The organism is Hungatella sp. L36, assembly GCF_014288035.1.
In genome coordinates, this window is the sequence record NZ_JACOPC010000009.1 from 179,120 (window position 1) to 192,688 (window position 13,569).

Below are 13,569 nucleotides of genomic sequence, written 5' to 3' on the forward strand. Positions count from 1 at the left end.
TTTCCTCCTCTCGGCTCACTTCTTCGTATTCGCATAAAACGCTTCAATCTGTGCCTGTTCGCTGCTCAAGCCTTTCTCCTCCATCTGGACGATGGTGTTCATCATACGGCGGTAATCGTGAGGCATAATCTTCTTGAATTTCGGCAGATACTCACCAAAGTTGTCGAGAATCTCTTTTCCTCTTTCCGAATTGGTGTAAGCCACATGTTCCTTTATCATTTCCTTCAGCTCCAGAACATCGTATTTATTCGTCACTTCCTCAAAAGAAACCATCTCTTTATTCAGTCTCTTATACAAATCCCGTTTCTCATCCAGAACATAGGCGATTCCGCCGCTCATGCCCGCTGCAAAATTCTTTCCAGTCGGTCCCAGCAGGACGACACGGCCTCCGGTCATATACTCACATCCGTGGTCTCCCACGCCTTCCACCACTGCGGTAGCGCCGGAATTTCTCACACAGAACCGTTCACCGGCCACGCCGCAGATAAACGCCTTTCCACTGGTCGCCCCGTAAAGGGCCACATTGCCGATAATGATGTTTTCTTCGGCTTTAAAGGTCACGCCCTTCGGCGGATAGACCACCAGCTTTCCTCCGGACAAGCCCTTGCCGAAGTAATCATTGCTGTCTCCCACCAGCTCCAGCGTAAGCCCTTTCGGGATAAATGCGCCAAAGCTCTGGCCGCCGCTTCCCGTACAATTTACGGTATACGTATCCTCCGGAAGTCCCTCCGGGTACAGCCTCGTGATCTCGGATCCGAATATGGTTCCCAGCGCACGGTCCGTGTTGGAAACATCGATCTGAATGCTCTTCTTCTGCCCATTCACCAGTGCCGGTCTCAATTTCTTCAGCAGGATCTTTTCATCGATAGTCTTTCCCAGTTCGAAGTCGTAGACCGATTTGTGGTTATAGCCGGCCAGCTTTTTATCGGCATACGGATTGCCAAGAATGGCTGAGAGATCCACCTTATCCGCCCTTTTCGAAGAAATATGCTCCTTCTTTTTCAGCAGATCGGTACGTCCCACCAGTTCATCCACCGTGCGGACTCCAAGCTTCGCCATATACTCCCGCAGCTCCTGCGCAATGAAATACATGAAATTGACCACGTATTCCGGTTTCCCCTTAAAACGCTTCCGAAGCTCCGGATTCTGCGTCGCAATTCCCACCGGGCACGTATCCAGATTGCAGACCCGCATCATCACGCATCCCATGGTTACAAGGGGAGCCGTCGCAAATCCGAACTCCTCCGCCCCCAGCATACAGGCAATCGCCACATCACGGCCTGTCATCAGCTTGCCGTCAGTCTCCAGGATCACCTTGTCGCGGAGGCCGTTCATAATCAGGGTCTGGTGTGCTTCCGCCACCCCCAGTTCCCATGGAAGCCCTGCATTGTAAATGGAATTTCTCGGTGCCGCCCCCGTTCCGCCGTCAAAGGAGGAGATCAGGATCACCTGTGCTCCCGCCTTGGCGACGCCTGCCGCGACGGTGCCGACTCCAGCCTCAGATACCAGCTTCACCGAGATTCTGGCCTCCGTGTTGGAATTTTTCAAGTCGTAGATCAGCTGTGCCAGGTCCTCGATGGAGTAGATATCATGGTGAGGCGGCGGTGATATCAGGCCAACACCCGTTGTGGAATGCCGCGTCTTTGCCACCCACGGATATACCTTGCCTCCGGGAAGCTGGCCGCCCTCTCCGGGCTTCGCTCCCTGGGCCATCTTGATCTGTATCTCTTTGGCGCTCACCAGATAGCGCGAGGTAACGCCGAACCGCCCGGAGGCCACCTGCTTGATTGCGGAGCACCGGTTCAGCCCGTCGGCTCCTGGAGTCAGACGCTCCAGACTCTCTCCGCCCTCACCGCTGTTGGATTTGCCGTGAATCCGGTTCATGGCGACAGCCAGCGTCTCATGAGCTTCCCCGGAGATGGAGCCGTAGGACATGGCCCCGGTCTTAAACCGTTTCACAATGGATTCCACGCTTTCCACCTCGTCGATGGAAACCGCCTTCCGCTTCGTATAATCGAAGTCAATCAGGCTCCTTAAATTCACCATCTGGCCTTCTTCATTCAGCGCATGTGTATACTGCTTAAACGTCTCATAGCTTCCCGTTCTGGCCGCCTCCTGAAGCAGGTGGATGGTCAGCGGATTATAGAGATGTTCTTCCTGTCCAGCCCTGGCCTTGTGGCTTCCGACGCTCTCCAGCGTTAAATCCACATCGAGACCGAGGGGATCGAAGGCCATGGAGTGAAGCGTATCCACATCATTTGCAATATCGTCCAGCGTAATGCCTCCGATCCGGCTCACCGTATCGGTAAAATACTTTTCCACCACGCTCTTTGAAATGCCGATGGCCTCAAAGATCTGTGCTCCCTGGTACGACTGGATCGTGGAAATGCCCATCTTGGAGGCAATCTTAACGATTCCATGGAGCACCGCGCTGTTATAGTCTTCCACCGCTGCGTAATAGTCCTTATCAAGCATCCCGCTTTCGATCAGCGCCCGGATGGATTCCTGCGCCAGATATGGGTTGACCGCGCAGGCTCCATATCCCAGCAGCGCAGCGAAATGGTGTACCTCTCTGGGTTCTCCGCTCTCCAGGATCAGAGCCACTGAGGTGCGCTTCTTCGTCTTCACCAGATGCTGCTGCAGGGCAGATACCGCCAGAAGCGAAGGAATCGGCACATGGTTCTCGTCGATATCACGGTCGGAAAGAATGATGATATTCGCCCCGTCCCGGTGCGCCCGGTCCACCTCCAGAAACAGCCTGTCGATTGCCTTTTCCAGAGAAGTATTCTTATAATATGTGATCGGAATGACCTCCACCTGGAACCCGGGCCTCTTCATGTATTTGATCTTCATCAAGTCCGTACACGTTAAAATCGGATTGTTGACCTTTAAAATCTTGCAGTTCTCCGCTGTTTCCTCCAGAATATTTCCCTCTTCACCGACATACACGGCGGTAGAAGTCACGATCTCCTCTCTGATGGCGTCGATCGGCGGATTTGTCACCTGTGCAAACATCTGCTTAAAGTAATTAAACAATGGCTGATGCTTTCTGCTTAAGACCGCCAGCGGACTGTCGGCTCCCATAGCGGATACCGTCTCAGCCCCGTTTAAGGCCATGGGAAGAATCATCGTCTTGTATTCCTCATAGGTGTAGCCGTAGGCTTTCTGGAGCCTGGAACGCTGCTCCGCGCTCATGTCCGCGACCCCCTTATTGGGAATCGGTAAATCTTTCAGTTCGATTAAGTTGGAATCCAGCCATTCGCCGTAGGGCTGTCTCGACGCATACATTTCCTTTAGCTCACTGTCTGACACAAGGCAGCCCTTTACCGTGTCGATCAGGAGCATTTTCCCGGGACGGAGGCGCTCCTTTCTCACCACATGATTCTGCTCTGTGTCGATGGCTCCCACCTCGGAAGCCAGGATCATCTGATCGTCATCCGTGATGTAGTATCTGGAAGGCCGCAGCCCATTTCTGTCTAAAACCGCGCCGACGAGGTCGCCGTCGGAAAATACGATGGAGGCCGGACCGTCCCACGGTTCCATCATAGTCGCGTAGTAGCTGTAAAAATCCTTGATCTCCTGAGGCATGGATTTATCATGGGCCCATGGAGCCGGGATCGTCACCATGACGGCCAGAGGGAGTTCCATACCGCTCATCACCATAAATTCCAGGGCATTGTCCAGCATGGCCGAATCGGAGCCTTCCTGATTGATGATCGGGAGCACCTTGTGCATATCGTACTTAAAATACTTCGATTCCATGGTTTCTTCCCGTGCCATCATCTTATCCACATTGCCGCGGATGGTGTTGATCTCTCCGTTGTGGACGATAAGACGGTTGGGATGCGCCCTCATCCAGCTTGGATTCGTGTTGGTGCTGAACCGGGAGTGTACCACGGCGATGGCCGACTCGTAGTCCTTATCCTGTAAGTCAGGGAAAAATCTGCGCAGCTCCTTCACCAGAAACATTCCCTTGTATACAATCGTACGGCTGCTCAGCGATACCACGTATGTATTGTCGTTGCTCTGCTCAAATACGCGGCGTGACACGTAAAGCTTCCGGTCAAAATCCAGTCCCTTTTCCGTGTCGGCCGGCTTCTTCACGAAGCCCTGGGCGATACAGGGCATACAGTCCACCGCCCTCTCGCCGATCAGCTCCGGGTGCGTCTCCACATCTCTCCAGCCTAAAAATTCCAGACCCTCCTTCTTTACGATGATTTCAAACATCTTCTTCGCCTGGTTTCTGGCAAGCTCATCCTGGGGAAAGAAGAACATGCCGACTCCATATTCTCTCTCGCCTCCAATCTCGATACCGAGAGATTTCGTCACCTTCTTAAAGAATTTATGTGATATCTGGAGCATGATGCCGACTCCGTCGCCCGTCTTTCCCTCCGCGTCCTTACCGGCGCGGTGCTCCAGATTCTCGACGATATGAAGGGCCTGCTCCACCGTCTTATGGCTCTTTACGCCTTTCATGTTGGCAACTGCTCCGATTCCGCAATTGTCATGCTCAAACCTGGAATCATATAATTCCGGCGTTTTCCTTGCTGTGGGGGATTTTGAATTTTTAACCATAATTTCATTCCTTTCTGGCTGTACTCTTTTATCAGGGGTGCAAAGCGACAGCAGGTTTCCGTTGAAGCACAGAGCAGCGGAAGCGGTAAAAGACCAGGACTCCTTCCTTTTCCTATAAAATAAAAAAACACAGACCCGCGGCTTTCTATGCTCGTCGTCGGGCCTGTGTTCCATATTTTATGATACTGTCTTATTACCATGGCATCTCCGGCTTCTGCCAGCCTCTGCCTGTGCTTCAACTTTTTTTAGATAATACTACATCTGTTTCCATTTGTAAACCCCTTTTTTCACAGGAATTGTCAGTTTATTTGACAATTTATGTGTATGGGCCTTTTATTTTTCTAATTTTTGTTCTTAATCTTGTATTCACCTAACAATTCAGCGGTATTTTTGCATGAAATTGATCTTCATCCAGTATTTCTCAATTTTCTGAAATCACGTCGCCTTAAGCCAGGGTCACATCGTGATAAATCCGCTCGATCGTTTCCTCCAGGCTCATTTCCGCCGTCAATGCGTTTTCAGAAATATTTTTCAGGTAATCTTTCTCTCTCCACCAGTCACGCATGTCGTTTTCCCCAAATTCTTCCCTGTTGCTCTTCGTCTGATGGCGTAACAGGGTAACCTCAAAAGGCAGGTCATAGTAGTAGGCAAAAACCGCGTCTCCAAACAGCGTCTTTGCAGAATCGAACAACGGCTCATACCACTGGGAATTTAAGATTCCCTCCAGAATCGTTATCTCACAGTGATCCCGGCCATATTCCACGAGCTCCTGCATAAGCGGCAGAGCCAGCATATTCTTTTCGCCCTTTACATGAAGAATTTCCCGGCGGACCATATCCTGGGAAATAAGCATGCTGTGATCTCCAAACCTGCGCTGCAGCGCTCTGGCCACAGTCGTTTTTCCGCTTCCCGAATTGCCTCTGATTATGATTAATTTTGCCATGTATCTTCCCCTATCCCTCGTCAGAACTATAACATAAATTGGCGGAAAAGAATCGCTTCCTTTCCGCCAGCTTCTGCATATCATTCACTTATTGAAACTTGTCCATTACATCTCGCCGAGTCCGCTTTCGATCGCTTCGCTCATGCTCTTCATAGCCTCTTCTTCATCTTCACCGTCACAGATTAAGTTGATCTCTGTACCGCACTTGATGCCTGCTGCCATAACATTTAATACGCTCTTTGCAACAATTCTCTTCTCACCGCACTCGATGATGATGTCGCATTTAAACTTCATGGCTGTCTGGGAAAGAACTCCCGCTGGTCTTAAATGAAGTCCGGATGGGTTTACAACAGTAAGTGTTTTTGTTAACATAATATTTTCTCCTTTATCCTCTAATCTATATACTCCTTATCGTTAATTTTATTACAATTCCCATTAGGTGTCAAGTTGTTTCAGTCCACGTTTGCCATCTTTACTGAGCCTGGCCTGCCTCCTTAGAATAGACGCATCCGCAGTAATCCTGCCGGTATAGGCCGTACTCCTCCGACAGCTGCACAGACCGCTTATAGCCGTCTTTTTTCTTAAAATCGGATGGAAGATACGCCACGCGGTACTCCCTGGCCAGCTTCTCTCCGATCTCATTCAGTTTCTCTGCATTTTTTAAGGGGCTGATGGTAAGCGTCGTCGTGAAATAATCATAGCGGCCGGCAGATGCGACCTTGGCGGCTTCCCGGAGCCGTAAATCAAAACATTTGAAGCAGCGTTCTCCGCCCTCGGGAACCTTCTCGAGTCCTTTGGCAATCCGGAAGAATTCGTCCGGTTCGTAGGGGCCGGTACGAAAGAGCACGGGATGTGCAAGCTTCATCTCAGAGATCAGCTTCTCCTGCTCCTTCACCCGCTTCATATACTCCTGAAGCGGATAGATATTCGGGTTATAATAGTACAGCGTAATCTCAAAGTATTTTGATAAGTATTCCAGAACGTAGCTGCTGCAGGGAGCACAGCAGCTGTGAAGCAGCAGTCTCGGCACCTTCCCCTGTTTCTCAAAGTCTTCCAGTATGGTGTCCAGCTCTTTCTGATAATTTCTGTGGTTCATCCTCTTTTTCTCCTTCTCTGATTCACAGGCAAAGACCGATGCTCCGCTGAAGCGGAACCCGCCGCCGTCTAAAATCTCCGTATGTATTGCCGTCCTGCATCTACATTTGCAAAGCACAAAAAGGCGTGAGCACTCTCATGCCACGCCTCCTTTCTGCTTCTTACAAGAAGTCTCTGATTCGTTTGCTCCGCACCGGGTTTCTGAGCTTTCTGAGTGCTTTCGCCTCGATCTGCCGGATGCGTTCACGTGTTACATTAAATTCTTTACCCACTTCTTCCAGTGTGCGCGGATGTCCATCCTCAAGGCCGAAGCGCAGTACGATAACCTGACGCTCCCTCTCCTTTAAATCACCGAGCAATGCGTCGATATGCTCACGGAGCATTACGGACTCCACGTTTCCTTCCGGAGTCACCACATTGTTGTCAGCGACAAAATCGCCTAAGTTAGAGTCATCCTCTTCACCGATCGGGGTCTCCAAAGAAGCTGGTTCCCTGGCAATCTGCATGATCTCCATTACCTTGTCCTCAGACATGTCGAGCGCGTCTGCGAGCTCAGTGACGGAGGGCTCATAGCCCAGTTCCAGCGTCAGCTTTCTCTGCATTTTTGACATTTTATTGATGGTTTCGACCATATGCACCGGAACACGGATTGTCCTTGCCTGATCGGCAAGCGCCCTTGTTACGGACTGGCGAATCCACCACGTAGCATATGTACTTAACTTATAACCTTTTGTATAATCGAACTTCTCAACGCCCTTAATAAGACCTAAATTTCCTTCCTGAACAAGGTCTAAAAAGCTCATACCGCGGCCGGTATACCGTTTTGCGATGCTGACAACCAGTCTTAAGTTCGCTTCAATCAAGCGTTCCTTCGCATCTTCATCACCATCGGCTTTTCTCTTTGCAAGACGCAGTTCCTCGTCCGCGCTTAAAAGCGGAACGGTACCGATCTCTTTTAAATACATGCGGACAGGATCCTCTGTACCTATTCCCTCCAGCAAGTCAATGGCATCGAGGTCGATATCCTCCTCGTCCGCCCCTTTAATAAAGCTGTCATCCAGATCATCGTCGAGCAGCAGAGCATCATCTGACAGGAGCACATCATCAGCCAGTATCGAGTCGTCAATTACCGGGATCACGTCAACGCCGCGATTCTCCAGGTACGAATAGATCTGATCCATCTGCTCCGGGGTCAGTGATTCCCCCATAAAGAAGTTGTTAATCTCCGTTACGTCCAAAGCATTATGCTTTGATTTTCCCAGTTCCACGAGCTTCCCCAGCTTCTCTAAAAAATTATCTTTTTCCACTTAATAACGTCCTTTCGCTAAGAAGTATACATAAAAGTCCACACAACTTTTCATTATATACTACCGGATTACATATTTCAACATTTTTCTGCGTTAAATTGCAGATTTATTGTTTTTTGGAAGGATTTCTCATAATCCGGATCTGTTTTTGCAGATTTATGATCTGAGTCTCCATGCGTGTACCTCCGAATTCCCCATCCAGAACCCAGTCCACCGGTTCTTCCGGAATCACCGTGAGCGCCTTCGTCCTGAACTTATGAACGTACTCGTTAGGCTCTTCCTTCAAGAACATATAGTTGACAATGTTGCTTAGATCCAGAGGCGTTCTCGGCGTCCTGATTAAGAGCACCTCAAATTCTCCGTCATTTAAAGCCACATTCTGCGTGACCAGGCCCTTGAAGCCTCCCACGCTGATGGTATTCGTCACCATTCCAAAGATAAATTCCCCTTCCAGCGTAATCTCCTCGCTCTCCACACGCAGGCGGTAGGACTTGATGGAAGTCAGGCTCTTCACACTCTCCAGCATATAAGCCTGATGGCCCAGCATATTCTTCTTATCCTGGGGCGTTAAGTAGGACACTTCCGTAAATGCGCCAAAGGCCGCGATATAAACGAAATTCCTGTCCCCGCAGAAGCTTCCGATATCGACAGGATACGCTTCCCCCTCCACCGCCAAATGCGCCGCGGCGATCATGTTCTTCGGGATTTTTAAGCTGGAGGCAAAATCGTTGGTGGAACCGGCGGGAATATATCCCAGATCCGGAATCCGGTCCAGCAGCATCATACCGCTTATGGTCTCGTTCAAGGTCCCGTCGCCGCCGCTGCAGACGATTAAGTCAGCGTCATTGCCTCTTGCCGCGGCAACCTCCATGGCATCCTTAGGCCGCTGGGTCACATGAACCGAAACTTCATACCCGGCTTTCGTGAAGATATCCAGAATATCCATCAACCGGTTTCTGATCTGAGCCTTTCCGGAACGTGGATTAAAGATAAACAGCATTTTTCTCATTATTCTCACCTTATCATCATAGTATACGCCTTAAATGCACTTGGCAGTGAATATGTCTCCCTGATCTCTTCCGGAGTCACCCAGAGGTAGTCTCCGGCCGGTTTTTCCTGCAGTTCCACGGCAAATCCCCTCATACGCCACTCCACATGGCTGAAGATATGCTTCGCCTCCGGAAGCCGGCGGACCGCTGCCAGCGGAACACGGTACATCTGCGCAAGCACCTCATCTTCCAGCCATCCTTCCACGCCCGGAAGCTCATAGAGGGAGGCCAGAAGGCCGCTGCTATCCCGTTTGCGGATCGCCGTGCGCCCCTCCCACTCCAGAATAAGGACCGTCTTCTCCTCGATCCTTCTGGATTTTTTCGGTGTTTTTACAGGAATCTCCTTTGTAAGACCGTCACGCCTTGCCACGCACACAGAAGCCATGGGACATTCCCCGCAAAGCGGCTCCCCGTTGGGGACACAGACGATGGCCCCAATCTCAATGAGCGCCTGATTATAGCTTCCGGCCCCCTCCTGGGGCATGACGCCGAGAAGCAGCTCCTCCATCTGTTTTTTGACCGACTGCTTCAAAATGTCTTCTCTGCTCCCCGTCACACGGGATATCACCCGTAAAACGTTGCCATCCACGGCGGGAACGGGAATTCCATAAGCAATGGAGGCGATAGCGCCTGCCGTATAGGATCCAATCCCCGGAAGTGTCTTAAGATCTTCCCAGGAAGCCGGAATGACTCCTCCGTACTGCTCCATAACGACACCCGCCGCTTTTTTTAAATTTCTGGCCCGATTGTAATAGCCCAGCCCTTCCCACAGCTTAAAGAGCCTGTCCTCTGGCACTGCCGCCAGCGCCGCCGTATCGGGAAGCGCCGCCATAAACCGCTCAAAATACGGCTTCACAGCCTCTACTCTCGTCTGCTGCAGCATAATCTCAGAAATCCATACGCGGTATGGCTCAGGATTTTCCCGCCACGGAAGAACTCTCGCATGGTTCTTGTACCAGGAAAGCAACGGCTTCTCCATGGCCTTCAGCCGCTCTTCCTTCGAAAACTCGTCCTTCTTCGGCTCCAGCGTCTGCAGTTGATCGTAAAAAGAATAATTATTCATACTTATACATATCCATAAATTCCCCGGACAGATACCTCTCCGGAGACCACACGGACCACCTTTCCATCGGCCTTCTCAACGATCAGCTCGCCTTTCTCATCAATGCCCAGCGCTTTGCCCGTATAGGCGCCCGCGGGATCCAGGACCTTCACTTCCCTGCCGAGATTTGCCATATGTTCATTATATACATCCATGAGGCCGGCTAAACTGCCGCATGACTTAAACTTTTCATAGTATCCCTCGTATGCCTTCATCACAGCGGCAATCAGCCTGCTGCGCCGCACCGGGCCTCCGGTCAGGATACGCAGGGAGGTGGCTGCCTCCCCCACTTCCTCCGGGAACTCGGTCATATTGGCATTGATGCCGATTCCGGTAACCACGTAGTGGATTCCTTCCAGCTCGGCACTCATCTCTGTCAAAATACCGCAGAGCTTCTTTCCTTCCGCCACGATATCATTGGGCCATTTGATGACCGTTTCAAGCCCGGTCGTCTCCTTAATGCCGTCATAGACGGCGAGAGCCGCCACCAGCGTCAGCATGGAGGCCGATGACGGAAGGATGTCCGGCCTTAAGATCAGGCTCATGAAAATGCCCGTCCCGGAAGGAGATACCCACATCCGGCCCCGCCGGCCCCGCCCTGCGTTCTGAAAGTCCGTGACCACCAGGGTCCCGTCCGGGGCGCCTTCCTCCGCCAGCTTTCTGGCGCGAATATTGGTGGAATCAGTCTCCTCATAGTATACGATCTTCTTGATAAATCCGCCTTCCATGCTGCTCATAAGCTCGGCTTCCGTGATCACATCATCGCTGCTTAAGAGACGGTACCCCTTATTGCGTACCGCCTCGATCTGAAATCCTTCTTCCTTCAGCTGGCCGATGGCCTTCCACACGGCCGTCCGTGACACGCCGAACCGGTCGCACAGCTCCTGTCCGGATACGAATCCGGCCTCTTCTTTTATAGCTTTCAAAATCTCTGTCTTCACCGCTCTCACCCCCACCAGATGCTGACCGCACTGATCACAGCGAGGGCAAGCAGCACAATTCCAAACAGGAGAACCAGAATCCCCGAGGCCTTTTTCTTCTTTTCGCGGCCGCTCATGCGGATCTTAAAGACCGCATTCATGATATTGAGCGATGCCGCCAGGAGAAAAATGACCGGAAACAGCAGCATATGGTCCTCCGGGTTCAAAAATGAGATGACCGCCAGCGCGACGATCAGGATTCCTATGATAATATGGGCCGCATCCAGCATCATGGACAAGTTTCTCGGGTTTCTGCTTCGTTCCTGTATATACATGTTCTATTCTCCTAACGTCGCCACCATCACAGCCTTGATGGTGTGCATTCTGTTCTCTGCTTCGTCAAAGACCACGGAGGCCTCTGAGTCGAACACATCTTCCGTCACCTCGTTGCCCTTTACGGCCGGGAGGCAGTGCATGAAGATGGTGGTATCCTTTTCCGTCTTCTCCATCAGCGCAGCGTTCACCTGGTAAGGCTTTAAAAGCGCCACACGCTCGGCCGCCTTATCTTCCTCGCCCATGGAGCACCATACGTCGGTATAGATCGTATCCGCGCCCTTTACATCATCCACGTTCTCGGTCAGAGTGACGGTACTTCCGCTTTCCTTCGCATAGCCCTGGCACAGCGTGACCAGCTCGTCCTTCGGCCATAAGCACTTCGGTGCCAGAATCGTAAAGTTGACGCCCATCTTGCTCATACCGATCATCAGGCTGTTGGCCATATTATTGCGTCCATCGCCTGCATAGACAAAGCTCAGCCCTTTTAAGCAGCCAAAATGTTCCTTCATGGTAAGTAAGTCCGCCAGAATCTGGGTCGGGTGGTAATCGTCCGTCAGACCGTTCCACACCGGCACACCAGCGTATTTTGCCAGATCTTCCACTGTTTTATGTTTAAATCCACGGAATTCGATTCCGTCAAAGATTCTGCCCAGCACGCGGGCCGTGTCCTCGACACTCTCCTTGTGTCCCAGCTGAATGTCATCCTTGCCTAAGTACTCGGGATGAGCCCCTTCATCCACCGCGGCCACGACGAAAGAACACCTGGTACGCGTGGATGGTTTTTCAAATATAAGGGCGATATTCTTCCCTTTCAGAGAACTTCCGGTCTCGCCTTTTTTCTTCTTAGCCTTTAAATCCGCGGCAAGATCCAGCAGATATCCGATTTCCTCCGGTGTATAGTCCTTTAATGTAATAAAACTTCTTCCTTTTAAATTCATAATGCTTCCTCCACTTCTCTTTTTGTATTTTTATACACCATTATAGTATATTATGCATAAACATGCAATCTTTTTTTCTGTCATTCGACATTTGGTGTACGAAGCGCCCTTTTCTTCCTATTACATTACTATAATGGAATCCGGCTGTCAAGAGAGTGCAGCTTCATCATTATTTTTCCGATCAGGCGGTCCACCGTATAAATCTGAAAACGGTTGATCTTCAGCCGCTTCGCCAAATCCTCCAGAATCGCGATATATAAATCCCTGTAGTTCCAGTCGTCTTTCAGTTTAAACTCCACAGCCATCCTTGGAAACAGGGTCTCCGTAAACATCCGGTAACCATTCAGGCTCTCCCGGGTCTCCTGATCCAGATCTTCTTCGACATAAATCTTTAAAAGTTCCAGTTCCGACATCATCTTATCAAAGTAGTACGGCTCGGAACCTGGTGCATCAATATAATATATACGCCCGGCAAGTCCATATAAGAACCTTTTCGCGTCATAATACCCCAAAGTCATGTTTTTTCTGCTCTGTTTCTTGTCGAATTCCAGAATTCCGCCCAGATCCTGGCGGGGAGCGATGTGATACACGTTGGCTCCATCCGGGATCTTTGTCACCTTTTCGCTGTCAAAGCCCCAGCCATAGATGCGGATCACGATGATATCCTCATAGCCCTTATCCAGCAAAACGCCCAGGGGAACGTTATTGAAGCCGCCGCCGTCCCGGTACCGCTTACCTCCCAGCTTTTCGTTCTTAAACGCCAGAAAATAGGCGCTGGCCAGCAGCATATCCTTCACCGATCCCTCTTCACCGCTCTTGACATCCACTGCCAGCTCCTTGTGCTCCGACACGGAATACGTCACAGCAAAGAGTTCCCGATCTGACTCCCTGATGCGGGATTCATCTCCCACCACCTCGGCAATCAGATTCTTTAAGGGCGTCACATCGAAGCCGCCATCCTTGATGAACTGGAACCCGCTGTTTAGAATCTCCTGCATGTTAAGCGCCTTGAAATCCTTCTTTTTCAGCGCCTTTATGGTCTCGTCACTGACATCCATCACCCGGGAATATTCGATGTTCTTCCAGATATCTTCTGCTTTCTCCAAATCGTCCATGCAGATCAGCGCGCCGTTCAGTGAACCGACCGAAGCGCCTGCGATGCCCTTAATTCGGACGCCCGCCTCCCGAAGCGCCTTCCACGCCCCGATCTGGTAGGCTCCCTTGGCACCTCCGCCCTCTAAAACGATACCGTATTCCTTTGTCAAATCCAGTTTGAGTTCCATACACGCCTCCTGCCTGCAATC

General features: G+C 51.0%; 11 protein-coding genes. All 11 read right to left on the reverse strand.

Going from position 1 to position 13,569, the window contains the following annotated elements; translation table 11 throughout:
- Positions 1 to 15: 15 nt before the first annotated feature.
- Positions 16 to 4,575, reverse strand: a complete 4,560-nt coding sequence (gene gltB / locus H8S80_RS20645) for a glutamate synthase large subunit (RefSeq protein ID WP_117630919.1) — start codon at positions 4,573 to 4,575, stop codon at positions 16 to 18.
- Between the two features lie 445 nt (positions 4,576 to 5,020).
- Positions 5,021 to 5,518, reverse strand: a complete 498-nt coding sequence (locus tag H8S80_RS20650) for a kinase (protein WP_117630920.1) — start codon at positions 5,516 to 5,518, stop codon at positions 5,021 to 5,023.
- A 105-nt stretch (positions 5,519 to 5,623) separates the two neighbouring features.
- Complete coding sequence (locus H8S80_RS20655; protein WP_002603381.1) at positions 5,624 to 5,890, reverse strand: HPr family phosphocarrier protein; 267 nt, start codon at positions 5,888 to 5,890, stop codon at positions 5,624 to 5,626.
- A gap of 100 nt (positions 5,891 to 5,990) precedes the next feature.
- On the reverse strand, positions 5,991 to 6,614 hold the full coding sequence (locus H8S80_RS20660) for an epoxyqueuosine reductase QueH (RefSeq protein WP_002603380.1): 624 nt from the start codon (positions 6,612 to 6,614) through the stop codon (positions 5,991 to 5,993).
- A gap of 160 nt (positions 6,615 to 6,774) precedes the next feature.
- Positions 6,775 to 7,920: an RNA polymerase sigma factor RpoD gene (rpoD, locus tag H8S80_RS20665; protein ID WP_002603379.1), complete on the reverse strand. Its 1,146-nt coding sequence runs from the start codon at positions 7,918 to 7,920 to the stop codon at positions 6,775 to 6,777.
- Between the two features lie 106 nt (positions 7,921 to 8,026).
- On the reverse strand, positions 8,027 to 8,929 hold the full coding sequence (locus H8S80_RS20670) for a diacylglycerol/lipid kinase family protein (RefSeq protein ID WP_110324376.1): 903 nt from the start codon (positions 8,927 to 8,929) through the stop codon (positions 8,027 to 8,029).
- A 5-nt stretch (positions 8,930 to 8,934) separates the two neighbouring features.
- Entirely contained in the window at positions 8,935 to 10,032 is a 1,098-nt protein-coding gene (gene mutY, locus H8S80_RS20675) for an A/G-specific adenine glycosylase (protein WP_117630921.1), read from the reverse strand.
- Positions 10,033 to 10,034: 2 nt separating this feature from the next.
- Positions 10,035 to 11,012, reverse strand: a complete 978-nt coding sequence (locus tag H8S80_RS20680; RefSeq protein WP_025531133.1) for a biotin--[acetyl-CoA-carboxylase] ligase — start codon at positions 11,010 to 11,012, stop codon at positions 10,035 to 10,037.
- 5 nt (positions 11,013 to 11,017) lie between these two features.
- On the reverse strand, positions 11,018 to 11,326 hold the full coding sequence (locus tag H8S80_RS20685) for a DUF6637 family protein (RefSeq protein WP_002603375.1): 309 nt from the start codon (positions 11,324 to 11,326) through the stop codon (positions 11,018 to 11,020).
- A gap of 3 nt (positions 11,327 to 11,329) precedes the next feature.
- Positions 11,330 to 12,265 (reverse strand): ornithine carbamoyltransferase, encoded by a 936-nt coding sequence (argF, locus tag H8S80_RS20690; protein WP_002603374.1) that lies wholly within the window; start codon positions 12,263 to 12,265, stop codon positions 11,330 to 11,332.
- Between the two features lie 128 nt (positions 12,266 to 12,393).
- Positions 12,394 to 13,548 (reverse strand): patatin-like phospholipase family protein, encoded by a 1,155-nt coding sequence (locus H8S80_RS20695; RefSeq protein WP_002603373.1) that lies wholly within the window; start codon positions 13,546 to 13,548, stop codon positions 12,394 to 12,396.
- Between the last annotated feature and the right edge of the window lie 21 nt (positions 13,549 to 13,569).

Bases quoted from the DNA above. Each gene is read 5' to 3' on its own strand.
- gltB (WP_117630919.1), bottom strand. From the start codon at position 4,575: ATGGTTAAAAATTCAAAATCCCCCACAGCAAGGAAAACGCCGGAATTA.
- H8S80_RS20650 (WP_117630920.1), bottom strand. From the start codon at position 5,518: ATGGCAAAATTAATCATAATCAGAGGCAATTCGGGAAGCGGAAAAACG.
- H8S80_RS20655 (WP_002603381.1), bottom strand. From the start codon at position 5,890: ATGTTAACAAAAACACTTACTGTTGTAAACCCATCCGGACTTCATTTA.
- H8S80_RS20660 (WP_002603380.1), bottom strand. From the start codon at position 6,614: ATGAACCACAGAAATTATCAGAAAGAGCTGGACACCATACTGGAAGAC.
- H8S80_RS20670 (WP_110324376.1), bottom strand. From the start codon at position 8,929: ATGAGAAAAATGCTGTTTATCTTTAATCCACGTTCCGGAAAGGCTCAG.
- mutY (WP_117630921.1), bottom strand. From the start codon at position 10,032: ATGAATAATTATTCTTTTTACGATCAACTGCAGACGCTGGAGCCGAAG.
- H8S80_RS20685 (WP_002603375.1), bottom strand. From the start codon at position 11,326: ATGTATATACAGGAACGAAGCAGAAACCCGAGAAACTTGTCCATGATG.
- argF (WP_002603374.1), bottom strand. From the start codon at position 12,265: ATGAATTTAAAAGGAAGAAGTTTTATTACATTAAAGGACTATACACCG.
- H8S80_RS20695 (WP_002603373.1), bottom strand. From the start codon at position 13,548: ATGGAACTCAAACTGGATTTGACAAAGGAATACGGTATCGTTTTAGAG.